Origin of the sequence: Bradyrhizobium sp. 87 (assembly GCF_023073015.1) — a bacterium.
In the GTDB taxonomy this organism is placed as follows: domain Bacteria; phylum Pseudomonadota; class Alphaproteobacteria; order Rhizobiales; family Xanthobacteraceae; genus Bradyrhizobium; species Bradyrhizobium canariense_D.
On record NZ_JADPIQ010000038.1, the window covers coordinates 14,059 to 38,342 of the forward strand.

Genomic DNA, 24,284 nt, shown 5'->3' on the forward strand with positions numbered 1-24,284 from the left:
CATTTAGCGGTTTAGCGCCCGGAGTCGAAGCGTGGCCGCTTCTCAGCGGGCAGAACCCTACGGCTGAGCCGTGCTGCAGCCGACGCGATTGTGCCAGAGCCGCGGAACACGGGGACAAACCTCAGCTCTGCCGATTGCGAATCCCTGCTGCGTGCTAACCGCTCGGAACGAGAAGACGGGCCAAAGGATTCGTCCGGGCAGGAGCAAGCTCGATGCTGATGACGAAGGAAAGACGGCCGGCGATCCGAACGCTGCGCGGCTGGGCGCTCAGCGTGCTGCAGGAGGCGGGCGCCATCCACGAATGCGAGGAGCACGGCTGGGCGAAGGACCGGGCCGACCCGCATGCACGCGAGCACGCATTGGATATAGCCAGGCAGGAGCCACCCGAGGGCTTATCTCCGGATCAGGCCGTCGGGCAAGTGCGCGAGGTTTTGCATTCGATCGGCGATACGTGCCCGGAGTGCCCGCCACGTCCCGATTAAGTCCCCTGCGCTGTCGCGCCGCTCGAATGGCGTGCGAGCCTCAAACGCCTTTGGCAAACTTGGACGACGTAAGGGATATCAGCGGACTATTGCCAAAAGGCCCTTCAAGCGAGCAAGTCTAGTGCGTTCTCGATCGCTGCGCCGGCTGCGGTGTTGTCGAAGATGCACCAGGTCTCACTAGATGACGACGCAGCACCGAGCCGCAGCTTCAGCGATCGCAGGAACGCCCCGTCGTACGCGGAGTAGTAAATGCGCGGCGCTCCATGCAATCGAAAATAGCGCAGACTAGGCCACCCGCCCGGCAGGTCCGCATCGGGCCCCCGCGCCGGATCCGCGGCGACACGGGCAATCCGACGTTCCCCGAGCCAGGCGCCGACCTCGGGCGTAAACCAGCTGACGTGACGCGGCTCGCACGCGAGAGCGGCTGAGGTCTTTTCCTGCAGCGCGCGGAACAGGAACTCCGCATCGGACTCAACGAACATTTTGCGAGGCGCAAACTGAACGAGCAAAACCCCGAGCTTCGCACCAAGTCCGGCGCTCTCTTCGATGAACCGATCGAGTTCACCCTGCGCAAGCTGTGACGAGTGAGTAACAGACTTCGGCACCTTTACCGAAAAGCGGAAATCATCTGGCGTCGCGTTCGCCCATTTCTCATAGGTCGAACGCCGGTGCGGCTTATGAAATGATGAGTTGATCTCGGTGGCGTTCAACACCCGCGCGTAGCGTTCAAGCTGGCTACCTACCCCGCCAACTCTTTCCTTGCAGACTCGCGGAACATTCCATCCCGCTGTGCCGAGCCGCAGCTCAGCCTTGACATGCGCGGCCTCTTCCATGTCAGTCCGAAACTGCCATCGGGTATCACCGGATGTTTCACAATCTCACGCCGACTTCCGCCGCGTCCCTGCTGTCGGCTTCTTCGCCGCCGCTTCCTTAGCCAGCTTCTTACCGGCGATCGGCATCAGCATCTCCTTCTGAGCCGCGGCAGCCTTCTTCGTCTTCTTGGCAGGCTTTTTCGGAGCCTCGGTCTTTGCTGCCGCCCCGCCGACGCTCTTGCGTAGCGCGTCCATCAGATCGACGACGTTCTCGCCTTTCGGCCGATCCTTCGGCACGATCGGCTTGCCGGTGCGCTTCTGGTTGATGAGCTCGATCAGCGCGCTTTCATAATGGTCCTCGAACTTCTCCGGCTCGAATGATCCCGCCTTCTGGTTCACGATGTGCCTGGCCAGATCGAGCATGTCCTTCGTCACTTTGACGTCCTGGATCTCGTCGAAGTATTCCTGCTCGCTACGAACCTCGTAGGGATACCGCAGCAAGGTGCCGACCAGACCCTTGTCCATCGGCTCGAGCGCAATGATGTGCTCTCGGTTGGTGAGCACCACGCGCCCGATCGCAACCTTGTTCATCTCGCGGATGGTCTCGCGGATGACCGCGAAGGCGTCGTGGCCGACTTTTCCGTCCGGACGGATGTAGTAGGGGCGAATTAGGTAGCGCGGATCGATCTCGGCCTTGTCTACGAACTCATCGATCTCGATGGTCCGCGTGGATTCCAGCGCGATCTCCTCAAGCTCCTCCTTGGTCACCTCGATGAACTGGTCCTTCTCGAGCTGGTAGCCCTTAACGATGTCCTCGTTGGGCACCTCGTCGCCGGTGTCGGCGTCGACTTTCAGGTACTTGATCCGATGACCGGTCTGACGGTTGAGCTGGTTGAAGGAGATCTTCTCGCTCTCCGACGTAGCTGGGTAGAGCGCCACGGGACAGGTGACCAACGAGAGACGCAAAAAGCCTTTCCAGTTCGCGCGGGGGGCCATGGTACGCAAAACTCCATAAGGGGACTTGGACTCAAGACGAACGGCGCGACACAGTTCCGACACCGCCCGCAGGTGTCCACCGCAAATTGATGCCAGATCCCGGTCAAGCGCCCGGAATAGATGGCGGGCAGTCTTAACCCAACGAACAAAATAAGAACGTGTATCGGTGACGCAATCCCTGGCACTCCGCGGTGATTAGACCTCTGTGGAAAACGGCCAATCCCTTGCTCTAGGGAAGCGGCAACCCAGCCCGTCGGGCAACACACCCTTCTCCCGTCAATCCCTCTCCGCAAAAATATTCCACTTTACCGAAATTCGGAAACGGCGTATGTGTCGCTCATCCCGGCTCATCCTTGAGGGGCGATCTCGTTGTCGTCTTGATTGCGAGCCGGGCTTGCGATGGACGCGGCAGCGTCGGTACGAGATGGTGCGGGCAGGGCGGGTAGACCCTGTGAGCCCGCAACCGCGTGCGGACGAGCGGCGCTGCTAGGCTTCGTCTCGCCTGTAAGTTTTCGGCTTCGTCGACAGGGCTGGAAAAACTGCGGCGAAATGGCGGGCCGTGCGTACGGCAAAACCGTGTGGTCCTGGCCGTCGTTGCTACGGTCAAGCTTTCGCGGAGGTGTGTGCGAGCCCAACCGGGCAGACAGCATCATCCAAATTCGCGAGGCGAGGGAGGCCAAAGAGAACTCGGCTCCCGGGAGAGCACGGCATAAGCCGTCCAACCATCGCGCAGGGAAGGCCGAGTGATTGGCTACACCTGTATGCTGCTGTGCGGTTTTCCTGCGTGTGCTTTTCGCGCAGCGGACCGCGGGTGCCAGCCGGCACCCGGCCTTCCCTGCGCCCTCTTGGATATGAGGGCGGAGTGACGAAGCAAAGCTCGGGCGAAACGCGCCGCGAGAACGAGAAATCATGTCCGCTGTTTGAATGCCTGGTCGCGTCATGTGCCGCGACGTCTCGGTGGCAGGCGCTCAGGATGAATTGCCGAAGCGGTGTTCTGGAAGTCCCTGTGCGATGCCATCGATGGCCAGAACATGACCCGCCTGGGGTTCGCGGCCCAGTTGCTCGCGATCAAGAAACTTTCTCGCCGTCGTCACGAACAGGGTCTTCAGATCGGCTCCGCCGAAGCATACGCAGGTCGGATTGGTCGCCGGCACCCGAATGACGGTATCGATCCGGCCGTCCGGCCGATAACGCACCACCCGGCCGCCGGAGAAGAATGCGGTCCACAGTCCGCCCGCAATGTCGATGCACGCGCCGTCGGGCCTCTCGCCGGAGGCGCTGTAATCCGCGAACAACCGTCTGTTGCTAATCACGCCGTTATCGAGATCGAAGTCGAATTGCCAGGTGCGGTATCGCCTCGTATCCGTGAAATAGAGCGTGCGATTGTCGGGTGAGAACGCAATTCCGTTCGTCACGATGACGTCGCCGAACATGCGCACCGTCCGGCCGTCCGCCTCCACCCGATACAGCGCTCCGTTCGGCCGATGCAGCTGGTTGTCCATGGTGCCGATCCATAGCCGGCCCCGCGCGTCGACGCGCCCGTCGTTCAGGCGATTGTCGGGGCCGCTTTCGACCTCGCAGAGCTGACCTGGAGGATCGTCATCGGACGCGCGGCGATAAAGCCCCAGATCCTGCGCGAGCAGGTGGGAGCCATCTGCCGTCAAGGCCTGACTGCCGAGGAAGTTGCACGCGTACGGAACAACCTGATGCGCGCCGGTCGCCGGATCGAAGGATTGATGCAGCCGCCGGTCGATGTCGACCCACCACAGCTTGCGGGAGCGGTCGCACCACAATGGCGTCTCGCCGAGGATGTCGCCTGCGGCGACCGCGGTCTCGACCCGATATGCGGGAATCATGTCAGGAGTCATCCCGAAATCCGATTGCAGCGACGAGCGCTGTCTCCGAACGACGTCAGGCCGCGGACGATCAATCCTCGTTCCAGGAGGCGAGGGCGTGCGCGACGCACCCGTTGATGTGATCGGTGAGCACGGTTTTGGCGCTTTTGATGTCGCGCTTGAGGGCGCATTCGAGCAGCGCCTTGTGCTGGTTGATCGTCTCTGCGCCGCGGTAGCGCAGCGCATAGCGGAAATATTTGTCGAACACGATCGCGTGGGTCTGCATCAGCTCGCGCGAACCGCAATTCGAGATGAGAGCCTGGTGGAATTCGCCGTCGTAGCGTTTGCGCAGCTCGGGATCGTCCCCCTCCTTGAGGACGGTGCGTTCGGTGGCCGCCAGCTTGTGATGCGCGGACACCACGCGGCCCTCCCACTCGACGTCGCCGGCACGAAACGACTCGGCCATTGCATGCTGCTCCAGCAGGATGCGCAGGCCGGCGAGTTCACGCAGGTTCTGGATGGATATCGGCGCCACCTCGAAGCCGCGCTGGCCCTCCGCGACCACGAATCCCTCCGAGGTCAGCCGATTGAGGATCTCGCGCAGCGTGGAGATGCTGACGCCGTAGTCCTCCTTCATGGCGTCGAGCTTGAGACGTCCGGACGGCGTCAGCACGCCGAAAATGATGTCGGATCGAATCCGCTGATAACCGCTGTCGCCCGCCGACAAAGGGCGCCCCTCGAGTGACGTCATGCTCTCCGATCCCGCAATATGCGCGCAACGCCCGTGGTGGGCGGCCGAACCATCACTGTTACCAGCAATATAGCAGACGCCTACCAACAGACGTAATCAAAAATATCAGATGAATTGCGATTTATCATTTGACCAAAAAATGTAGTTATGTTTTTTGATTGACCTGAGGGTGCAGAAAAGAATGGCTGAAGCCGCCGTCGTGCCCCGATCGAACAGGGAGGTCAAAATGAGCTTGTTGGTACGGGCGCTGTCTGCGACGGCGATCTGCGTGGCGCTGACGGTCGGTGCATCCGCTGAGGACATTCAGGAGCGCACGATCAGGTGGGGACACCTGAACAACACCGATCACCCCGTCAGCGCGGGGGTGCAGAAATTTGCGGAGATCCTGCTGGCGAAGAGCGGGGGCAAGATGAAGATTCGTGAGTTCGCGGCCTCGCAGCTCGGCAACGAGCTGCAGCAGCAATCCGCGCTACGCGGCGGCACGCAGGAAATGCTGTCGGCCTCGACGACGTCGCTCGCAACCGTCGTGCCGGAGTTCGGCCTCATCGACTTTCCATTCATCGTGAAGACCATCGAGCAGGCGGATGCTCTCGGCACCGGAAAATTCGGCACGTCGATGCTCGATACGTTGCCGTCGAAGGGATTGATCGGTCTGGGCTATTGGGGCCTCGGCTTCCGCAACGTCACCAACAGCACGCGGCCGATCACCAAGGTCGAGGATTTCAACGGCCTCAAGCTCCGCGTCATTCCGAACCCGGTCTATCTCGAGACCTTCGGATCCTTCAAGGCCAATCCCGTTCCGATGGCCTTCGGCGAACTCTATTCGGCGCTGGAGACCCGCACAGTCGACGGCGAGGAGAACCCCTTCACGGTCATTCTCTCCAACAAGTTCTACGAAGTGCAAAAATACGTTTCCGCCACCAATCACACCTTCACCCTGAACATCATCCTCGTGAGCAAGGCGTTTTGGGACAAGCTCTCGCCGACCGAGCAGCGCCTGATGCGCGAGGCGTACGAGGAAAGCCGAGGCTATCAAAAGGAGCAGACCCGCCTTCAGACTGAAAAAGCCCTCTCTGAATTGCAGGCGAAGGGCATGCAGTACAACACCGTCGCGCCGGAAGAGCTCGATCGGATGCGCAAGACGGCGCAGCCGGTCGTCGACAAGATTGCCGCCAATCTCAAGCCGGAGGCGGTCAAGCTGTTCAACGACGAGCTCGATCGCATCCGCAAGGACGTGAAATAGTCGACCTCGTCAGCATGCAAGAGGCAGAGCCGGCCAGTGGGCCGGCTCTGAACCCGACTTTGCCCGGACGGCACGCATGGCGCGAATTCTCGACCTCTATTGCACCCTGCTGAAGGGCATCATCGCCGCATTTCTTGCGGTGATGGTGGTGCTGGTTTTCGGCAACGTTGTCCTGCGCTACGGCTTCAACTCCGGTATTGCGATTTCCGAGGAGCTGTCGCGCTGGCTCCTGGTCTGGCTGACTTTCCTCGGTGCGGTCGTGGCAATGCGTGAGCACGCCCATCTCGGCGTCGATAGCCTTGTGCGGATGCTGCCGGCTTACGGCAAACGCATCTGCTTCATCGTCAGCTACGTCCTGATGCTGTTCGCCGACTGGCTTCTGCTCTCGGGAAGTTGGCGGCAGACGATCATCAATATCGACGACCGCGCGCCGGCGACCGGCCTCTCGCTCGGCATCTTCTATGGCGTCGGCGTGATCTTCGGCGTTTCGGCCGGAGTGATCCTTCTCTACGACCTGTTCCGCGTCATTTCCGGACAGGCCAGCGAAGCCGACATGGTAGCCGTCAGGGAATCGGAGGAGCACTGATGCTGTCTCCTCGTATCGTGCCGCCCGGCGCTCACATCCTGAAAATCACCGGGATCATGCCATGACGATTGCCGTCTTCACCCTCTCGCTGCTCGGCGCCATGGCGCTGGGCATGCCGATCGCCTTTGCGCTGATCGTCTGCGGCGTGGCCCTGATGAGCACGATCGACATGTTCGACGCGCAGATCGTGGCGCAGAACGTCATCAACGGCGCGGACAGCTTTCCGCTCATGGCCATTCCCTTCTTCATGCTCGCCGGCGAGGTCATGAACAAGGGTGGTTTGGCCAAGCGAATCGTCAACGTTGCGCTCGTCGCGGTCGGCCATTTTCGCGGCGGCCTTGGTTACGTCACGATCCTCGCGTCCTGCATCCTTGCGTCGCTCTCGGGCTCCGCGGCAGCCGATGCCGCGGCACTGGCTGCCCTGCTGGTGCCGATGATGGTGGCGGCGGGCCACAAGAAATCCTATGCGGCGGGTCTGGTCGCGGCCGGCGGCATCATCGCGCCCGTGATTCCGCCCAGCATCGGATTCGTCATTTTCGGTGTCGCCGCGGGCGTGTCGATCTCGAAACTGTTTCTGGCCGGGATCGTCCCCGGGCTGTTGCTCGGGGCGGGGCTCTGCCTGGCCTGGTGGTGGGTGGTCCGCCAGGAGAACCTGACGCCCCCGCCAAGAGCATCGCTCTCGGAAATGGTGAAAGCGGTGGTCGACGGCTTCTGGGCGTTGATGCTGCCGGTCATCATCGTGGTCGGCCTGCGTTTCGGCATCTTCACGCCGACGGAAGCCGCAGTGGTCGTCGCCGTCTATTCGCTGTTCGTTGCGACCTGCATCTATCGGGAATTGAAGCTGTCGCAGCTTTACGAGGTGTTCGTCTCCTCGGCCTTGACGACGAGCATCGTCATGTTTCTCGTGGCAGCCGCGCTGGTGTCGTCCTGGCTCATCACCGTGTCCGAGATTTCGGCACAGATCGTCACCCTGCTCAAGCCTTTCATGGGCAACAACACGCTCCTGATGCTGGCGATCATGGTCGTGGTGGTGATCGTGGGGACGGCTCTCGACATGACGCCGACCATCCTCATCCTCACGCCGATCCTGATGCCGATCGTCAAGGCGGCGGGCATCGATCCCGTCTACTTTGGTGTCCTCTTCATCATCAATAATGCGATCGGCCTCATCACGCCACCGGTCGGTATCGTGCTGAACGTGGTTTGCGGCGTCTCCAGGATCAGCATGGAGGACATCATCAAGGGCGTCTGGCCCTTCTTGATTGCGCAACTGATCGTCCTGTTCGCGATGGTGCTATTCCCGGGGCTGGTGACGATCCCGGCCAAGTGGTTCAGCGGCTAGACGCGTCGGCAACAAAAGAAGGACAAGCCAAAATGGCCGCAAGGATCATGATCCTCAACGGACCCAATCTCAATTTCCTCGGCATCCGCGAGCCCCACATCTACGGCTCGACGACGCTCGGGGAGATCGAGGCGAGCTGCAAGGCGCTGGCCGACCAGCTCGGGGTTTCGATGTCGTTCCATCAATCGAACATGGAGGGCGAACTCGTCAGCCTGATCCAGTCCGCCCATGGCAACGCGGACGCCATCATCATGAACCCCGCGGCCTATTCATTCACCTCGATCGCGCTGATCGATGCGCTGAAGATTTTCGAGGGTGTAAAGATCGAGGTGCATATCTCGAACATCCACGCGCGGGACGAGCTGCACCGCCACTCGATCACGTCGAGCGCCTCCACGGCAGTCATTTGCGGCCTGGGTCCCTATGGTTATCTCGCCGCGATGCTCGCGGCGGTCCAACGGCTAGGGCAATTGCCTGCGACCATCGCGCCAGCTCTGCACGGGCTTGCGGCCGGCGGCAAGGCGTAGGCATGGAGGGCGGGATGCGCGGCACGGGATTTCTCGCCATCTGGAGCGACGTCGAGGCTCACGACCTGACCGACTACCGGCACTGGCTGACGCGTGAGCACACGACCGAGCGCGTGACGACGAAGGGCTTCCTGGCATCGCGTGTCTTCCGCGCGGCAAGGGACGACATCAACCGCTTCTTCATTCTGTACGAGCTGGGGACGCCGGAGGTCCTCGACGGCGAGGCTTATCTGGCGCGCCTCAACGCACCGACGCCGTGGTCCCGGCGCATCATGCCGAAGCTTGGCAATTTCATGCGGGGCGGCGGCGTCATGATTGCGCGGGGAGGGCGGGGCGAGGGCGCATCGATCGTGCCGCTGCGGATCGAGACGTTGCCGAAGGATCCCCAGGGTCTGGCTCAGGCGCTCGTTGCGTGCGACGGGGTTGCCGCGGTGCAGATCGGCGCGACCGACGAGGCGCGGACATCGGTGCGGACGACCGAGAAGGGCATGCGGAAGAACGAGGGCTTTTTTGCCGGGCTTTTGCTGATCGAGGCGCTCGACGTCGCGTCGTTGCAGGGCGCCTTGCGGAAAGCCGCGGAAATTGCCCCCGACGTCATGGCCGGGGCGAGCGAGCCGGAAGTTTATCAAAGCATGTTTGCGCTCGAGGCCCGTATCGCAGATTTCGGCTGATGACAACGTTCTCGCTCGCCGCGGTGACTTGCTCGAGCTTGCGCCGCCTGCTGCCCGACGTCAGATTCGTCTGGATTGCTGGCTGACGTGGCATCCCGATACCTGAGGAACGCTCCGCGTCAGGAGTGCACCGCTCCATCCCGAGGCCTGTAAAGGCGGCGAGAGCGGGCTTCGTTCGAGCTCGCGTGTTCGCCGCTCCGGGCTAGGAACTCTTGCGCACCATCGAGGCTTGACTCAGCGGGCCAGCGTCGCCGCCGATTTGCTGGCCTGCACGGCCCCGCCTCCAAGCCCCCATACCCCCCAGGGTGGGGCCGTGTCTCTTCGCAGGAGATGCAATGCCGGAGCCGACCGATCACGACATCAGAGAACGCGCGCACCGCTTGTGGGAACAGGCGGGCAAGCCGGAAGGCCGCGAGGACGAGTTCTGGCACGCGGCCGAGCAGGAGTTGCGCAACGAGGACAAGTCGAACCCGATGCGGACGCCGGATACGCTGTGACCAACAAGGGCTGCCCATTCTGCCACGGTCTGGGATGGGTCTGCGTAAACCATCCGCTCCGCGCCTGGAGCGAGGAATTGGGCGGCTGCCGCTGTGGTGAGGGCATGCCCTGCACCTGCAACACGACGGAAGATCCCGAAACAAGAGTGGTGATCGTCGAAGCTGACACGACCTGGCATTGAAGGCGGAACAGAAGCCTTCCAGCAGGAATTGAGGTTGTGAGCAGCACGGGCTGCGACGCAGGCCGGTGGCTACGGCGGGGTTTGCGGTGGATGAGCAGCAAAAGATAGAGCACCAGATCGAACTCGCAACGCGAGCGGCTGCGCTCGTTAAAGACGAAACCACCGTCCAGCGATTCAGGAGTTTCGCCGAGGAGCTGAAGCAAAAGCTCCTTCGCATGATGCGGCGCGGCAAGGTACGAGCGCGCGCGTACGAGCTCTGGGAGCAGGCCGGTCGCCCGGCCGATCGCGATGTGGAGTTCTGGGTCGAAGCGGAACGGCAGATCGAAGAAGAGCGCGATCAGCGGAAGCTTTCGGACTCCTCAGACAAACGATAGTAGCTGGCGCTGCCGGTAGCCACATCGGCAGCGAACAAGCTCGGCCGCGCGTTCCTGGACAGAGAAAAAGCCGCCGAGCTCTTCACCCTGGCGGCTTCAAAAGTTCGTAGCTGTTGGTCGCCTCTCCAGCCTCATGCGTACCGCCGTTACCTTGTTTGCGGCCATGCAGGATCAATCTACGCGACGGCGCTCGATTCTGCTGTGACCTGAAGCACACATTGGAAGGACGATGTGTCGGGAAGCCTGGGAGGGCACCGACTTTGATGGGACGGCCCCGTCATTGGCCTATGCGCCGGCCGCGACACCGAGGCGGCCTATGCCTGGAAGCTTCAGCGCGGGGCGGCGGATGTCGAGGCCGAGCACCGCGCCGAGGAAATTGATCTCGACCCCTTCGACCCAGCCGATGGTCATGCCGAGATAGCCCGACAGCGAGGCGTAGAGCCCGGTGCCGGACGCCGTGATGCCGGCCCAGCGTCCGCTGTAGGGAAAGTCCTTGCCGATAGCGGTCGGCGGCAGCACGGCACGCAGCTCGGGAACAGCATCCAGCGCCGCCTGCACGAAGGTGTTGGAATTCGGTCCCGGCCAGGCGCTGTAGTCGCCATAGGCGCGGAACTTGTAATTCTCGATGACGGCACGGATCTTCGGAATCAGCGCTTCGGCCCGCGCGCCATCGACGGCGACCACCGTTTCCGGGAGGGCTCCGAACCAGCGGCCGTCGGGCGGAAAGCCGTTGCTGCGAACAGGGTCGCCCCAGGCCGTGTAGTCGTATCGGCTATAGGTTGTGGCGCCCTTCTCCTTGACGACGATCCAGGTGTGGACGGCAAAAATACTGCGCCAGCGCACGGTGCGCGCGGCGAACACTCGGATCAGCGCATCCGGATTGGCCGATGCGGGCGGCAGCAGGCCGGCGCTGGAGCGATCCGCCGTCTGCCAATTGCCGCGGCCGTCGCCGCGCAAATAATAGCGGCCGGCCGACACGCCGATCGGCAGGAAGATCAGCAGCAGGAACAGAATCAAGGATTTCCTCAAGGGCAAACGGCGATCAGGCGGGACGATGCCACCAATATAGTTCGCAAGGCACGCCGCGCCAGCGCTCTCCTGCTCTTGCATTCGGGTGGTGCGGCCATATGTTGCGTCCATGAGGAAGTTGTCGCTCGTCGAGGACCAGGCCATCCAAGCGCGAATCGCGTACATCGCGGGCGCCGAGATTTTCGATCGCCTCTTCGCCGGCATCCGGTTCGACGAAATCGACGGCAATCTGCTGTTTGCCATTGCCAGCGACGAAGACTGCGCGGCCGAGATCGAGGACGAGTTCTCGCACCAGCTCGCTGTGGTCGCCACGCACATCCTCGCGCAGAGCGTGGACGTGGTCGTCGTGCTGCCGAAGGTTCTGCAATAGCCGCCTGCCCGTTAGCCTTTTGCCCGTTCAGGCCGCTTGCCTTTGCCCCCTGTCTCTGCTTTTCAACGCAATTGCAAAATTGTAATGACGTCAGTGGGCGCTCAAGCCCGAGGCGCGTTATCGACGGAGCTCGACGGGAGGGCTCGTCGTCGCTCGCCTCTATTTGCGAAACAAAGTTGGATACACATTGGCGCCCACCAGCAAAGCCCGGGCCACGACCGGCGCGATAAAGACAAAAAGCAAGAGCTCGACAAGCGTAGGCTCGATAAGCAAGAGCGCGAAGAGCACGAGTTCGAAAAGCAAGAGGTCGAAAAGTACCAGCTCGACAAGCAAGCGCCCGGACAAGAGCGCCTCGCGTTCCGCGGTCGCCTCCTCATCGCCGCTCGGCATGCTGGCGCTGCATCTGCTCGAGCAGTGGGAGAAGTCCGGCCGCGACGGCCTCGTCTTCCTCTGCGACGACGAGAGTAGGGCGGAGCGGCTGGGCGGCGTGATCCACGCCCTCGATCCCTCGGTCGACGTGCTGGTGTTTCCGCGCCTGAACACGCTGCCCTTCGACGGCCTCGAGCCCTCCCGCGAGATCGCGGGCCGGCGCAGCTCGGTGCTGCGGCGTCTCGCCAAGACAAAGAAGCCCGTCTTCCTGGTGTCCACCGCGGAAGCCATCATGGAACGGCTGCCGCTGCCGGCGAGCTGGTCGCGATCGAGCCTCACGCTGAAGGTGGGCGCGCCCTATTCCGAGACCGAGCTGGAGACGCGGCTGGAAGCTCTCGGCTACGATCTCGACGAAGAGGCGGAGTATCCGGGCGGTGTCCTGTTCCATGGCAAGACGTTCGAAGTGTTTCCCGCCGGCGCACTCGCTCCCTTCCGGATCGAGCATTCCGGCGACACGATCCGCAAGATCGTCGCGGTTGATCCTATCGAGCACGAGGTCGTCTACGAGACCCCGGAATTGATCATAGATCCCATGTCCGAGCGGATCGCTCTGGGAGCTACGCGCGGACAGCGGGCGACACTGCCTGATTATTGCAGCCGCGCGCGATGGATCGCGGATGCCGGGGTATCGGCTCACGCCGAGAGCTGGCTGGGCACGATCGAGGACGCTGCCGGCCGCAGGGATGCGGAACGCGAATATCTGGGGCAGGCGGACTGGAAGCAGCTGAAGAAGCGCATCAGCGTGCTGCCGCGCAAGACGGCCTTCATCTCGACGCCGGAGTTCTCGAAGCTGGCCTCGCCTCGCAAGGCGCTTCGCGCCTTCGTCGCCGACATGCAGCGCGGCGGATCGCGGCTGCTGTTCGTCGCGGCCGTCGAGGACGACCTTCGCGCGATGGAGCGCATGAGCGGCATCAAGGCGGAGCGCCTGGCCGATTGGAGCGAGGTGACGAAGGCACGGAGCCGCGAAGGCGCGCTGCTGGCCGATTTCGACGCGGGGTTCATTGGCGCCGGCCGCAAGCCGCTCGTCGTCGTGACCGCGTCCGACGTGCTCGGCAGCCGAGCCCATCATCCGCAGCCGATGGCGCGCGCCTGGAATCCGGCTTTCGATCATCCCGACGTGCCGGAAAAGGGCGCCGCTATCGTCCATCTGCAACGCGGGCTCGCCGTGCTCGATGGCTTGCAGACCCTGGATATGGGCAAGGGATCGCGACGCGAGATGATCAGGCTCAAATTCGCGGGCGACAATGCCGTGCTCGTACCGCCCTCCGATCTTGCCGTGATCTGGCCTTATGCCGGCGAGCCCGGCAAGCTGACGCTGGACAAGGCGGACGGTAGCAGCTGGTGGGCGCGGCGCACCGAGGCGGAAGCGGAAATCCAGGTCGCCGCCAAGGCGCTCGCCAAACACATCAGCCAGCGCCTCCGCCGTCGTGCACCGAAACTGGTGCCGCCGGGGCCGGCTTACGAAAAATTCGTCGCGCGGTTCCCCTATTTCACGACAGTGGACCAGGCCGAGGCGATTCAAGACGTCCTCGACGATCTTGCGGCGGGCCATCCCATGGACAGGGTGATCTGCGGTGACGTCGGCTTCGGCAAGACCGAGGTCGCGCTGCGGGCGGCGGCCGCAGTGGCGCTGTCCGGCAAGCAGGTGGCGATCGCGGCGCCGACGACCGTGCTGGCGCGGCAGCATGTCGAAACCTTCCGCAAGCGATTCGGCCCTCTCGGCATCGAGGTGGGAAGCCTGTCGCGGGCCAGTTCAGGCCCGGAGACGCGAGAGACCAAGGAGGGGTTGCGGCGCGGCACGCTGAAAGTCGTGGTCGGCACGCAGGCGCTTGCGGCAAAGGACGTGAAGTTCGCCGAACTCGGCCTCGTCATCATCGACGAAGAGCAGCATTTCGGGGCGGCCGAGAAGGCGAAGCTTTCAGGCCTCGCCAAGGGGGCCCATTCGCTGTGGATGAGCGCCACGCCGATCCCGCGCACGCTCGCGGCGGGTCTTGCCGGCTTCAGGGACCTCAGCGTGATCGCCTCGCCGCCGGTTCATCGCCTTCCCATCGTGACCAGGATCGCGCCGCTGTCCGATGCTGCCATTGCCGCAGCGCTGCTCCGTGAGCGCAGGCGGCACGGTCAGAGCTTCCTGATCTGCCCACGCATCCAGGATCTGGAGCCGATGCTGGCGCGGGTGCAATCGGTGGCGCCGGAGCTGCGCATCGTCTGTCTTCACGGCAGACTGCCCGTGGACGAGATCGACGATCGCATGATGAGTTTCGTCGATGGCGAGGCGGATGTGCTGCTGGCGACCAATATCGTGGAAAGCGGTCTCGATATTCCGCGCGCGAACACCATCGTGGTGTGCTGGCCCGAAAAGTTCGGGCTTGCGCAGCTGCATCAGCTCAGGGGACGGGTGGGACGCGGCGGCACGCGCGCTTTTGCTCATCTGCTGACGGAATCGACCTCGGAGCAGTCCGAGAAGCGCCTGGCGGTACTGGAGGAGTTCAGCAAGCCCGGGGCCGGCTTTGCGATCAGCGAGCGCGACCTCGACCTCAGGGGCGCCGGCGATCTGTTCTCGGAACAGCAGTCCGGGCATGTCCAGGTGTTCGGACCGGTGCTCTACAGTCATCTGCTGAAGCGCGCGTCCGAGCGAGGCAGCGATACCGGGGCCGATCTGTGGGTGCCCGATCTCAATATGCCGCTCGCCGACATGCTGCCTGAAGGCTACGTGCAATCCGAGGCGGTCCGGCTCGAGATCTATGGGCGCGCTGCCAGGTGCCGGAGCGACGACGATCTGGAAGATCTGGAAGAGGAGATCTCGCGTCGTTTCGGCAGGCTGCCGCCGGAGGCCCGCGACTTCTTCGCCTCCGCCAGGCTGCGGATCGATTGCAAGCGGCGCGGTATCGTCAGGCTCGATGTCGGGCCCGAGGCCGTCGCCGCGACGTTCCTGTCGGGGCGACTACGGAAATCGAGGGCGAAGTCGCAGACGGGGGCGCTGCAGCGCGACGGCGACCGCGTTGTTCACGCCGGCCGCCGCGACCAGGATCCGTTCAGCCGGGTCGAGGAGTTTCTCGACCTGCTGGACGGCTAGGGATCATTCGGTCTGCTCGACTGCCGCCGGCATTTTCGCCACCGACATCAGAGAGCGAGCCACCTGGTTGAGAAGCTGATCGGCGTTCTCCTCCTCGGCGAGCGATTTCGACAGCAGGGCGACAATGGCACTGTGGCGAAGCTGCTGGGCGAGGTTGCGCGCCGTGGTGTAGCCCGCGATCTCGTAATGCTCGACGCGCTGCGCTGCGCCGATCAGGGCGAGGTCGGCCGCCGCGTCCTCCTTGTCCTCGCCCTCGGCCATGATCTCCTGGCCTTCCTCGACGAGGCCCATCATGCCCTTGCAGGGCTTGGCGCGGGCGGATTTGCCGAGCATTTCGAAGCATTCGTTGATGCGCTCGACCTGCGCTTCGGTCTCGGCGAGGTGCTGCTCGAACAGCTCGCGCAACTGATCGAAGCGGGCGGCCTCCGCCATCTTGGGAAGCGCCTTGGTCAATTGCTTCTCGGCATGCAGGATATCGCGCAGCTCGTTGATGAGCAGATCGCCGAGACCCGCTTCGTCCGCGGGCGGCGAGCTCTCGGTGACGATGGCCGAGGCCGGACCCGGTTCGCCCGCCTGGATCGCCGGCGACTCCGTGAACACCCAGTCGCCGCCCTCGTTCCACGGGCCGCGCGTGTCGATCTCGCCATGGTCGCCGGCGCCGGTGGAATCGTTGAAGAACTGGTCCACGAGGCCGGGCGTCGGCGCGATGCGGCCGATGCTGAACGCTGGCTTGCCCATGCTCTCGAGCGCGAGCGCGAACGCCTTCATGTGCGTGATCTCGCGGGTCATCAGGAACTGCAGCGCGTCCTTGCTGCCGGCGTCGTCGCAGAAATTGATCAGCCGCTCGTAGACGATCTTGGCCCGCGCCTCCGCGGCGATGTTGCTGCGCAGATCGACGTCAAGCTCGCCGGTGATCTTCAGATAGTCGGCGGTCCAGGCATTGCCCTGGGAGTTGAAGAGATTGACGCCGCCGCCGCCGGCGATGGCGATGAGGGGATCGGCTTCGGCCGCCTGGCGGTCGAACTTCGACGGCTTGAGATGCATCCGCGCCAGCGTGCCGACCACTTCCAGATGGCTGAGCTCTTCGGTGCCGATGTCCATCAGCAGGTCCTTGCGATCGGGATCCTCGCAGTTCAACCCCTGGATCGAGTACTGCATCGCGGCGGCGAGCTCGCCATTGGCGCCGCCGAACTGCTCCAGCAGCATGTTGCCGAAGCGGGGATCCGGCTCGTCGACGCGAACGGTGAACATCAGCTTCTTGACGTGGTGATACATGGTGGGGACTCTCGTATTGGGAGGACAGGAAAGAGGATGTCTTCCGAACGGGCGGCTTTAGCGTTCGTTCCTCGCGAAACGACCTGCGCCGATGATATCGGGCGCAGGTCGTTCGAAGTCGATCGGCAGGATCGTGGGCGTATTCGCTTAGCGCTGGTCCGGACGCTTGGCGGGCGGCCCATTCTTGTTGCCTGGCGCGCCCTGAATATTCGACGGGTCCTGCGACTGCACGGCGGTGTTGCCAGTGGAGCTCGTCGAACTCGATCCAACGGTCTCACCAGGCTTTGCGGCCGGCCCGTTCTTGTTGCCGGGCTGCCCGGCAATGCCGGCACCCGAATTCTGCGCGCTCGGCGCGGACGAAACGTCAGGCTTGCTGGCCTGCGCCCAGGCTGCTCCAGGCAGCGCGAGAGCGGCGAGGATAACGGCACCTGTGAACTTCATCTCGGTGTTCTCCGACTGATGCCCCATCTACTCGAACGCCGATAACCTGCGTGCGTTCCCTGTCGTCATCAACTCGAAAGCGTCGGCTCACCGTGTCACGACCAACTACCCCGGCAGCGGCGCCTCCACGACGTCCAGCAGCGCGCCGAGGCCCTGGCGCAGGCGGCGCGTGGCGATGGCTTCGGTGGCGAGACCGAACACCACGAGGGATCGCCCCGTCATCGCATAAACGTGCCCGAACTCGAATGCGGGCATTTGCCCCTCCGGTTGATTGGTGTCGATCAACCCGATCCAGCTGCGTCCCTCGGCGACTGCGGGCAAGGTGAAATTCACGACGTCGTAATGGGCGTTGTAGATCAGCAGCATGGTTGCGTCCGAGCCGCGGCGCTTGATCCCGGTCTCCTGGGCGCGGCCGTCGAGCAGCAGGCCGAAACATTTGGCGTTACCGTCCTGCCACTGGTCCGTCGTCATTTCCTCCCCGGACGGCGCGAGCCACGTCACGTCCTTCACGTCCAGCTCTTCATTGTGGGAGCCGACCAGGAAGCGGCTGCGGTAAAGAATCGGAAATGCCTTGCGCGTGGCGATCAGCTTGCGCGTGAATTCGCGCAGGCTGCGGCCATTTGCGGTGATGCGGAGCCAGTCGAGCCATGTGGTCTCGTTGTCCTGGGCGTACGCGTTGTTGTTGCCGTGTTGGGTGTGTCCGAATTCGTCGCCGGCAAGCAGCATAGGCGTGCCGTGCGACAACAACATGGTCGCCAGCAGATTGCGCTTCTGGCGCTCGCGCAGCGCCGTGATGTCCGGATCGTCCGTCGGTCCCTCGGCGCCGCAATTCCAGGAATGATTGTCGCTGTGGCCGTCGCGATTATCCTCACCATTGGCTTCGTTGTGCTTGTCGTTGTACGAGACGAGGTCATTGAGATTGAAGCCGTCATGGGCTGTGACGAAGTTGACGCTGGCCCATGGCCGGCGGCCGCGCTTGTTGAAGAGATCGCCGGATCCGGACACGCGCTTGGCGAAGTCCGCGATCGATCCCTCGTCGCCCTTCCAGAAGGCGCGCACGGTGTCCCTGAACTTGTCGTTCCACTCCGCCCATCCCGGCGGAAACTGACCGACCTGATAGCCGCCCGGACCGATGTCCCAGGGCTCGGCGATCAGCTTGACGCTGGAAAGCACGGGGTCCTGCCGGCAGGCATCGAGGAAGCCGCCGCCTTCATCGAACCCGTAAGGTTCGCGCGCCAGGATGGTGGCGAGATCGAAGCGGAAACCGTCGACCCGCATCTCGGTCGCCCAGTAGCGCAGGGAATCCGCGACCAGTTGCAGCACGCGTGGATGCGACAGGTTCACCGTGTTCCCGGTACCGGTGTCGTTGATGTAGTAGCGCTGCTGGTCCGGCAGCAGGCGGTAATAGCTGGCGTTGTCGATGCCCTTGAACGAGAGGGTTGGGCCGAGCTCGTTTCCTTCAGCGGTGTGATTGTAGACGACGTCGAGGATGACCTCGACGCCATGGGCGTGGAACTGGTTGACCATGGCCTTGAATTCGTTCGCGAACGGCGTCCTGAGGTAACGCGGCTCCGGCGCGAAGAAGGCAAGGGAGTTGTAGCCCCAGTAATTGCGCAAGCCTTTCTCGACCAGATAGCTGTCGTCAACGAAGGCATGGATCGGCAACAATTCTGCACTGGTAATGCCAAGCGAGCGCAGGTAGGCCGGAACTTCCGAGTGCGCGAGACCGGAGAACGTGCCGCGGTCTGCGTCGGGCACCAGCGGATGCAACTGGGTAAACCCCTTGACGTGCATCTCGTAGACGATCGTCCGCTCCCACGGCACTTCCGGCTTGCGCGCGGCGCCCCAGGTGAAGGCCGGGTCGATGACACGGCATTTCTGCATCAAGGGCGCGCTGTCGCGTTCGTCGTAGGAGAGATCCTTGTCGGCATGGTCGAGCTGGTAGCCGAACAGCTCCGGTCCCCAGCGCAACCGGCCGACCAGCTGCTTGGCGTAGGGATCGAGCACGAGCTTGTTGGGATTGAAGCGGTGTCCAGCGTCGGGTTCGTAGGGGCCATGGACGCGGTAGCCGTAGACGGTGCCGGGGCGGGCCGAGGGCAAATAGCCGTGCCAGACTTCGTCGGTATATTCGGGGAGTTCGATCCGCTCCAGTTCGGTTTCGCCGCTGTCGTCGAACAGGCAGAGTTCGACCTTGGTGGCATGGGCTGAAAACAGCGCGAAATTGACGCCGAGCCCGTCCCAGGTGGCGCCGAGCGGAAACGGCTTGCCCTCGCTGATGCGGGAGCGGCGCAGGCTCGAGGCCGCCCGCGTCAGGGTGTCGTCTGAATGTACCGTTTGATCCATCGCTGCCCCCGAATAGCCCCTCAAGAATTTGGTGAGGTTGCCGTCACTTCCGCGTCGCCTGCTCGCCGACGGTCGCAGAAGTAATCACCGCGACAGGGGGCACATCGTCCGGCTTCGGCAGCGTGGTTGCCCTTTGCAGCGCCGCCTCCTTGCTGATAGCCGCAATCGAGTTGCCAATCCGCTCGACGATGCTGGTCAGCTCTGCGTCGGATAGTCCGAGACGCTTTCTGACGAGGCGCACCTGAGTACGGTCGGCGAGGTCGAGCTTGTTGCGGATCGGCTGTGGCTTCGAGCGGCGCATGACGAAAACTCCCGTGTGGAGTTGCAACCGTCGCCCCGGCGATTCCGTTCCCTGTTTGCAACAGTGATCTTCCCCAACCCATCGTCGCCGCACCTCGGCCCAAAAGTGCACACAACGCACATGGCGCATCGGTGTGGCGCCGGCCTAAGGAACGAATGCCCACATCTCGGCTTCTCCCGTTGAGCATGCTCAAGCGATCGTAAAATCGAGCCTCGCGAAGCGTGCCGTAACTTCCAGCCATGCACGCAAAGGCGGCCAGGTTTGAGTCACAGTTTGGGAATGGCTGGGCCAGCGCGACACCACGGCCCTCGATGCCTCGACCACGGGGTCTGCTTCAATCTGTGGGCGCCGACGGCGCAATCGGTCGAATTGCTCGAAGCCGGCCGGCCGCCACTCCGGATGATGCGCGACCACGATCGCTGGTACCAGGCGTTGAGTCCCACCGCGCATGTCGGCACGCGCTATCAGTTCAGGATCAACGAAGACCTGGTCGTTCCCGATCCCGCCTCGTTCTTCCAGCCGGACGACGTCGGGGCCCCGAGCGAGGTGGTGGACACTGCGGCGTTCCGGGACTCGGTGCTCTATCCCGGCCGCCCTTGGGCGGAGGCCGTGATCTACGAGTTGCACGTCGGCACCTTCAGTGAGGAGGGCACCTATGCCGGCGTCGAGAAGAAGTTGCCCTATCTGCGCGATCTCGGCATTACCGCAATCGAGCTGATGCCGCTCAATGATGTCCCCGGCCGGCACAATTGGGGCTATGACGGCGTGCTGCTGAATGCGCCGAATGCGCGCTACGGCAGGCCGGAAGACCTCAAGCGGCTGTTACGCGCGGCGCATGCCCTCGACATCATGGTCTATCTCGATGTTGTCTATAACCATTTCGGACCGCAGCTGAACTATCTGCACCTCTATGCGGAAAGTTTCTTTACCGCGCGCCACAGCACCGGCTGGGGCCCTGCCGTCAACCTCGAGGGACACGACGGCGCGTTCGTGCGCGAGTTCCTGATCGAGAACGCGTTGATGTGGCTGCGCGACTACGGGTTCGACGGCTTGCGGCTCGACGCCGTTCACGCCCTGAAGGACGATTCCGACCGCCATTTCCTGATCGAGCTTGCCGAGACGGTTCGCAGTCAGCTGCCGGACCGGCGCGTGCATCTGATGCTGGAGAACGAGGCCAATCAGGCCCGCCTGCTCGACCGTGCTCAGGGGCGAACCCGGCTCTATGACGCGCAATGGGGCGATGATTTTCACAACGCGCTCCACGTCCTGTTGTCGGGCGAGGACGAAGGCTATTATCGCGCGTTCGCAGACAGGCCGCTTGAACATCTCGCGCGAGCGCTCACCGAGGGCTTTGCCTACCAGGGCGAAATCTTTCCGCTGCATGACGAACCGCGCGGCGAGCCGAGCGCGCATCTGCCGCCTGATGCCACCATCTTCTTCGCCCAGAACCACGACCAGATCGGCAACCGCGCGCTCGGGGAGCGGCTTTCCGCGCTGGTCGGTCCGGAGAAGCTGGACCAGGCCATGGCACTGGTTCTCTTGAACCCGCATATTCCCCTGTTGTTCATGGGTGAGGAAGCCGCGGCCGAGACGCCATTCCTGTTTTTCGCAGACTGGTCCGGCGAAGCTGCCGAGCTGACGCGGGAAGGGCGGCGCAAGGAGTTCGCGCACTTCAAGGCGTTCTCGACGCCCGGCATGCGCGCCAGGATTCCGGATCCGTGCGATGAAAAAACCTTCGGGGCATCGAAGCTCGACTGGGCCGGCATCGACCGCTCTCCCGCCAGCGCCAGGTTTCGCGGCCTCACAGCCCGATTGCTGAAGATAAGGCGCGAGAAGATCGTTCCGCTGATCAAACGGGGTTTCGTTTCGGCTCATTGCAGGTTGCTGGGGGAGAACCAGCGTAAGGGCGGCCTGGATGCCCGTTGGCGGACGCAGAAGGGAGACATCTTGCAGATTCTTGCCAATTTCGCCGACCACGAACTGCCCATGCCGGCGCTGGTCGCGGGCGAGAGCCTATGGCGATTGGGCGCCGCCGACGCGCCAGAGCTGTTGCCGAGCGACATCATCGTGCGGCTTGGCCACGAGGCGTGATGGAACCGCGAGGAACGCTTCCGAAAGCTTTCCGTTAGCGGAGTAAATCCCTGGAGCCACTCCATGACCGAATATCCAAAGCCGCCTTATCCGTCCCAGCAGCAATCGATGCCCGGTTCGACCCGCGCGATGAATCCACGACCGGATCACGGCGAAGAGAGTTACAAGGGCTCCGGGCGACTGTCCGGAAAGAAGGCAATCATCACCGGTGGCGACAGTGGCATCGGCCGCGCGGTCGCGATCGCCTATGCCCGGGAAGGTGCCGACATCGTCATCGCCTATTTGAACGAGGACGAGGATGCCGCTGAGGTCAAGACGCTGGTGGAGCGCGAGGGACGCAAGGTCGTCCTGATCCCCGGCGACATCCGCAATCCCGATCATTGTCGCGCGATCATCCAGCGCACCGTCGAGGCGTTCGGCGCAATAGACATCCTCGTCAACAACGCGGCGCATCAGGACACGTTCAAGGAGATCGCTGAGATCAGCGACGAGGAATGGCAGCGGACGTTCGAGACCAACATTCACGCCATGTTCTATCTCACCAAGGCTGCGGTCCCCCACATGCGCCCGGGAGCGGCGATCATCAACACCGCGTCGGTGAACTCCGACATGCCGAATCCAACCCTGCTGGCCTATGCCACGACCAAGGGCGCCATTCAGAACTTTACCGGCGGCCTTGCGCAGATGCTGGCGGCAAAGGGCATTCGGGTCAATGCGGTCGCTCCGGGTCCGATCTGGACGCCGCTGATTCCGTCGACGATGCCGGAGGACAAAGTCAAGAACTTCGGCAAGCAAGTGCCGATGCAACGGGCCGGCCAACCGGCCGAACTTGCGACCGCCTATGTCATGCTCGCCGATCCACTCTCGAGCTACACGTCGGGAGCGACCCTGGCGGTCACCGGCGGCAAGCCGTTCATCTGACCGAACCTGCAACGAGAACGTGGCAGCCCCGCGGGTGGGGCCGCCACGTCTAGTACGTCTTCACCAGCACGCCTTGACCAGCAGGTCTCGATCAAGCCGCGCTGGACGCCTTGGCATTGACGCCCTTGCGAAGCGCCACGGTGTTCAGCTTGGTGTTGGCGGCCTTCTCTTCGTTCAGGTTCGTCGTGAGGAAGCGCACGATGTCGTCGTGCCCGAGTTCCTCCGCCCATGCGATCAGCGTGCCGTAGCGGCACATCTCATAATGCTCGACGGCCTGTGCGTTGGCCACGATCGCGGCATCGAGCACGGCCTTGTCCTCGATTTCGCCCGCGGTCTCATCGGCCTCCTTGATGAGGCCGTCGATGGCGGGACAGTGTGTCCCGCTGGGCTCCTTGCCGAGCTTCGCGAATGCCTTGCCGAGCCTGTCGACCTGCTTGTTGGTCTCCTCCAGATGGGCTTTCAAGCCGGCGGCAAGGTCCCTGTTTGTCGCCTTCTCGATCATCTTCGGCAGAGCCTTGAGGATCTGCTGTTCCGCGTAATAGATATCCTGCAGGCCGTGCAGCAGCAGGTCTTCCATCGATTTGATGTCCTTGGTGAAGAATCCCATAAACGACGTCTCCTTTGACAATGATGGAACTGGAACGCTGCACAGCCCTAGCTGTTCCATTCCCGTGATCAGATCAGGAGAGCCGAATGAGCGATGCTGCGGATCATCTTGCGGGCTTGCTCGGACGAGCGGCCATGGACGTGTGGGGTGACATGCCTCGCGACATCCAGGAAGCGCTGTTCGAGACCGCCATGAAGGGGCGTCCTGCGGAGCGGGAAGAGCTCGCGCGACTGCTGCACGAGCGGCATCCCCGTACGCTTCATCCGGCACGGCCTGGCTGAGCCGCGGCAGGAACGATTGTGTCAGAAGCCGATTTGTAAAATGGGCGAGGCGCGGTGAATGGGATTGACGAAGCCCGTGAGCCGTAGCTCGCCCAGGATCAAATCGGTGAGTCGATCGGCGTGACTGAAATGATGATCGGAAAATGGTACGACCCGATCTCCCAGCGATGGATCGTGCCTCGCGAGGAACGTCCGGTGGCGGACTATTCGCAGTCCAACCCGGAGAAGGGGCCGGAAAGCAGCGCATCGCGCGAGGCGCAGCGGATCTGGGACCTGTTGGTCGATTGCTGCGCGCGCGGTTGATGTCCGAGCCGCACCATCATTCGCTTCTACTTGGCAATTCAGAGAGTGATGACATAGACCGCGAAGGCAATGATGAGCGCCAGGCTTACGACGGCGGTGCTGATCAATATCTTGCCCATGGCGCGTCCGTGCTGTCTCGCCGCGTCAATGTAACAGCCGCCATTTTCGTTCCGGAGCGGCAGGTGAAGGTGGCTCCCACTGTTCACATGTGAACAAAGGGTGTCGGCACCAATGGCGTGAACTATATCATTTGATACAGACATGGCTGCGCTCGCACTTATCATCGGCAATCCGGAAAGGCACCGCATGGTGCCATGAGATGGAGACCCGATCGTGCTCAGGCGGCGTCGCGTTCAGCAAACCACCACTCTGCAAGAACGGCTTGCGGAGTTCACCAGGACCATCCGTGAAAAGGCCGAGGCGTTGCCCGACGGCAAGGAGCGGGATGAGCTGATGAAACGGCTCAGAAGCGCCGACGCGGCGTCAAACCTCGACCGTCAATTCGCCGGCAGGGATTGA

27 protein-coding genes are annotated in these 24,284 nt (G+C 63.0%); 16 read left to right on the top strand and 11 right to left on the bottom strand.

Annotated features, from left to right (window positions below; translation table 11 throughout):
* Window positions 1-212: 212 nt before the first annotated feature.
* A complete protein-coding gene (locus IVB50_RS09145) occupies window positions 213-482 on the top strand; it encodes a hypothetical protein (RefSeq protein ID WP_018453910.1) in 270 nt (89 codons plus the stop codon).
* 104 nt (window positions 483-586) lie between these two features.
* Here IVB50_RS09145 and IVB50_RS09150 read toward each other — a convergent pair whose 3' ends face one another.
* The 4 genes from IVB50_RS09150 to IVB50_RS09165 form a co-directional block, all read right to left on the bottom strand.
* Window positions 587-1,315: a DUF72 domain-containing protein gene (locus IVB50_RS09150; RefSeq protein ID WP_085393961.1), complete on the bottom strand. Its 729-nt coding sequence runs from the start codon at window positions 1,313-1,315 to the stop codon at window positions 587-589.
* Window positions 1,316-1,360: 45 nt separating this feature from the next.
* Complete coding sequence (locus IVB50_RS09155; RefSeq protein WP_018453912.1) at window positions 1,361-2,290, bottom strand: Ku protein; 930 nt, start codon at window positions 2,288-2,290, stop codon at window positions 1,361-1,363.
* 968 nt (window positions 2,291-3,258) lie between these two features.
* Window positions 3,259-4,158, bottom strand: a complete 900-nt coding sequence (locus IVB50_RS09160; protein ID WP_085393960.1) for an SMP-30/gluconolactonase/LRE family protein — start codon at window positions 4,156-4,158, stop codon at window positions 3,259-3,261.
* 58 nt (window positions 4,159-4,216) lie between these two features.
* Window positions 4,217-4,876: an FCD domain-containing protein gene (locus IVB50_RS09165; RefSeq protein ID WP_085348502.1), complete on the bottom strand. Its 660-nt coding sequence runs from the start codon at window positions 4,874-4,876 to the stop codon at window positions 4,217-4,219.
* Window positions 4,877-5,102: 226 nt separating this feature from the next.
* On the opposite strand from IVB50_RS09165, the gene IVB50_RS09170 reads away from it, so the two are divergent.
* From IVB50_RS09170 to IVB50_RS09200, 7 genes are all read left to right on the top strand, one after another.
* Window positions 5,103-6,119 carry a TRAP transporter substrate-binding protein gene (locus IVB50_RS09170; RefSeq protein ID WP_018453915.1) on the top strand — a complete coding sequence of 339 codons (1,017 nt, stop codon included), beginning with the start codon at window positions 5,103-5,105 and terminating at the stop codon, window positions 6,117-6,119.
* 76 nt (window positions 6,120-6,195) lie between these two features.
* Window positions 6,196-6,705 (top strand): TRAP transporter small permease, encoded by a 510-nt coding sequence (locus IVB50_RS09175; RefSeq protein WP_085393958.1) that lies wholly within the window; start codon window positions 6,196-6,198, stop codon window positions 6,703-6,705.
* A 61-nt stretch (window positions 6,706-6,766) separates the two neighbouring features.
* Window positions 6,767-8,047 (top strand): TRAP transporter large permease subunit, encoded by a 1,281-nt coding sequence (locus IVB50_RS09180; RefSeq protein WP_085383158.1) that lies wholly within the window; start codon window positions 6,767-6,769, stop codon window positions 8,045-8,047.
* Window positions 8,048-8,079: 32 nt separating this feature from the next.
* Complete coding sequence (locus IVB50_RS09185; RefSeq protein ID WP_026232626.1) at window positions 8,080-8,574, top strand: type II 3-dehydroquinate dehydratase; 495 nt, start codon at window positions 8,080-8,082, stop codon at window positions 8,572-8,574.
* Between the two features lie 14 nt (window positions 8,575-8,588).
* Entirely contained in the window at window positions 8,589-9,245 is a 657-nt protein-coding gene (locus IVB50_RS09190) for a hypothetical protein (RefSeq protein ID WP_204512180.1), read from the top strand.
* Between the two features lie 335 nt (window positions 9,246-9,580).
* Window positions 9,581-9,742 (top strand): DUF2934 domain-containing protein, encoded by a 162-nt coding sequence (locus tag IVB50_RS09195; protein WP_018453920.1) that lies wholly within the window; start codon window positions 9,581-9,583, stop codon window positions 9,740-9,742.
* Window positions 9,743-10,010: 268 nt separating this feature from the next.
* Entirely contained in the window at window positions 10,011-10,298 is a 288-nt protein-coding gene (locus IVB50_RS09200; RefSeq protein WP_085394208.1) for a DUF2934 domain-containing protein, read from the top strand.
* A 285-nt stretch (window positions 10,299-10,583) separates the two neighbouring features.
* On the opposite strand, the gene IVB50_RS09205 is transcribed toward IVB50_RS09200, so the two are convergent.
* Window positions 10,584-11,315, bottom strand: a complete 732-nt coding sequence (locus IVB50_RS09205) for a DUF3750 domain-containing protein (RefSeq protein ID WP_018453922.1) — start codon at window positions 11,313-11,315, stop codon at window positions 10,584-10,586.
* Window positions 11,316-11,436: 121 nt separating this feature from the next.
* Here IVB50_RS09205 and IVB50_RS09210 point away from each other — a divergent pair, with 121 nt between their 5' ends.
* Window positions 11,437-11,697, top strand: a complete 261-nt coding sequence (locus IVB50_RS09210) for a hypothetical protein (protein ID WP_007595982.1) — start codon at window positions 11,437-11,439, stop codon at window positions 11,695-11,697.
* Window positions 11,698-11,856: 159 nt separating this feature from the next.
* Here the strand turns inward: IVB50_RS09210 and IVB50_RS09215 are convergent, their stop codons facing one another.
* On the bottom strand, window positions 11,857-12,087 hold the full coding sequence (locus IVB50_RS09215) for a hypothetical protein (protein WP_018453923.1): 231 nt from the start codon (window positions 12,085-12,087) through the stop codon (window positions 11,857-11,859).
* Here IVB50_RS09215 and IVB50_RS09220 point away from each other — a divergent pair.
* The gene (locus tag IVB50_RS09220; RefSeq protein WP_247295664.1) at window positions 12,086-15,202 is read left to right on the top strand and encodes a DEAD/DEAH box helicase; all 3,117 of its coding nucleotides are present in this window, start codon (window positions 12,086-12,088) and stop codon (window positions 15,200-15,202) included. The two genes, IVB50_RS09215 and IVB50_RS09220, sit on opposite strands and share 2 nt — an antisense overlap.
* A 3-nt stretch (window positions 15,203-15,205) precedes the next feature.
* On the opposite strand, the gene IVB50_RS09225 is transcribed toward IVB50_RS09220, so the two are convergent.
* The 4 genes from IVB50_RS09225 to IVB50_RS09240 form a co-directional block, all read right to left on the bottom strand.
* Entirely contained in the window at window positions 15,206-16,477 is a 1,272-nt protein-coding gene (locus tag IVB50_RS09225; protein WP_018453925.1) for a DUF892 family protein, read from the bottom strand.
* A 147-nt stretch (window positions 16,478-16,624) separates the two neighbouring features.
* Complete coding sequence (locus IVB50_RS09230) at window positions 16,625-16,918, bottom strand: hypothetical protein (protein WP_026232628.1); 294 nt, start codon at window positions 16,916-16,918, stop codon at window positions 16,625-16,627.
* 105 nt (window positions 16,919-17,023) lie between these two features.
* Window positions 17,024-19,261, bottom strand: coding sequence for a glycogen debranching protein GlgX (glgX, locus tag IVB50_RS09235; RefSeq protein ID WP_247295666.1), 2,238 nt, complete (start codon window positions 19,259-19,261; stop codon window positions 17,024-17,026).
* A gap of 43 nt (window positions 19,262-19,304) precedes the next feature.
* Window positions 19,305-19,562, bottom strand: coding sequence for a DUF3606 domain-containing protein (locus IVB50_RS09240; RefSeq protein ID WP_018453928.1), 258 nt, complete (start codon window positions 19,560-19,562; stop codon window positions 19,305-19,307).
* Between the two features lie 279 nt (window positions 19,563-19,841).
* Between IVB50_RS09240 and treZ the strand changes: the two genes are divergently transcribed.
* Together treZ and IVB50_RS09250 are read left to right on the top strand one after the other, a co-directional pair.
* The gene (gene treZ, locus IVB50_RS09245; protein WP_247295668.1) at window positions 19,842-21,653 is read left to right on the top strand and encodes a malto-oligosyltrehalose trehalohydrolase; all 1,812 of its coding nucleotides are present in this window, start codon (window positions 19,842-19,844) and stop codon (window positions 21,651-21,653) included.
* 63 nt (window positions 21,654-21,716) lie between these two features.
* A complete protein-coding gene (locus IVB50_RS09250; RefSeq protein WP_018453930.1) occupies window positions 21,717-22,574 on the top strand; it encodes an SDR family oxidoreductase in 858 nt (285 codons plus the stop codon).
* Between the two features lie 91 nt (window positions 22,575-22,665).
* Here the strand turns inward: IVB50_RS09250 and IVB50_RS09255 are convergent, their stop codons facing one another.
* Window positions 22,666-23,181 carry a ferritin-like domain-containing protein gene (locus IVB50_RS09255; RefSeq protein WP_018453931.1) on the bottom strand — a complete coding sequence of 172 codons (516 nt, stop codon included), beginning with the start codon at window positions 23,179-23,181 and terminating at the stop codon, window positions 22,666-22,668.
* Window positions 23,182-23,267: 86 nt separating this feature from the next.
* On the opposite strand from IVB50_RS09255, the gene IVB50_RS09260 reads away from it, so the two are divergent.
* From IVB50_RS09260 to IVB50_RS09275, 4 genes are all read left to right on the top strand, one after another.
* Window positions 23,268-23,462 (top strand): hypothetical protein, encoded by a 195-nt coding sequence (locus IVB50_RS09260; RefSeq protein WP_247295670.1) that lies wholly within the window; start codon window positions 23,268-23,270, stop codon window positions 23,460-23,462.
* A 120-nt stretch (window positions 23,463-23,582) separates the two neighbouring features.
* Window positions 23,583-23,765, top strand: a complete 183-nt coding sequence (locus IVB50_RS09265) for a hypothetical protein (RefSeq protein WP_143273038.1) — start codon at window positions 23,583-23,585, stop codon at window positions 23,763-23,765.
* Window positions 23,765-23,977, top strand: a complete 213-nt coding sequence (locus IVB50_RS09270) for a hypothetical protein (protein ID WP_143273036.1) — start codon at window positions 23,765-23,767, stop codon at window positions 23,975-23,977. The genes IVB50_RS09265 and IVB50_RS09270 overlap by 1 nt, the downstream gene beginning before the upstream one ends.
* A 121-nt stretch (window positions 23,978-24,098) precedes the next feature.
* Window positions 24,099-24,284: a hypothetical protein gene (locus tag IVB50_RS09275; protein WP_018453934.1), complete on the top strand. Its 186-nt coding sequence runs from the start codon at window positions 24,099-24,101 to the stop codon at window positions 24,282-24,284.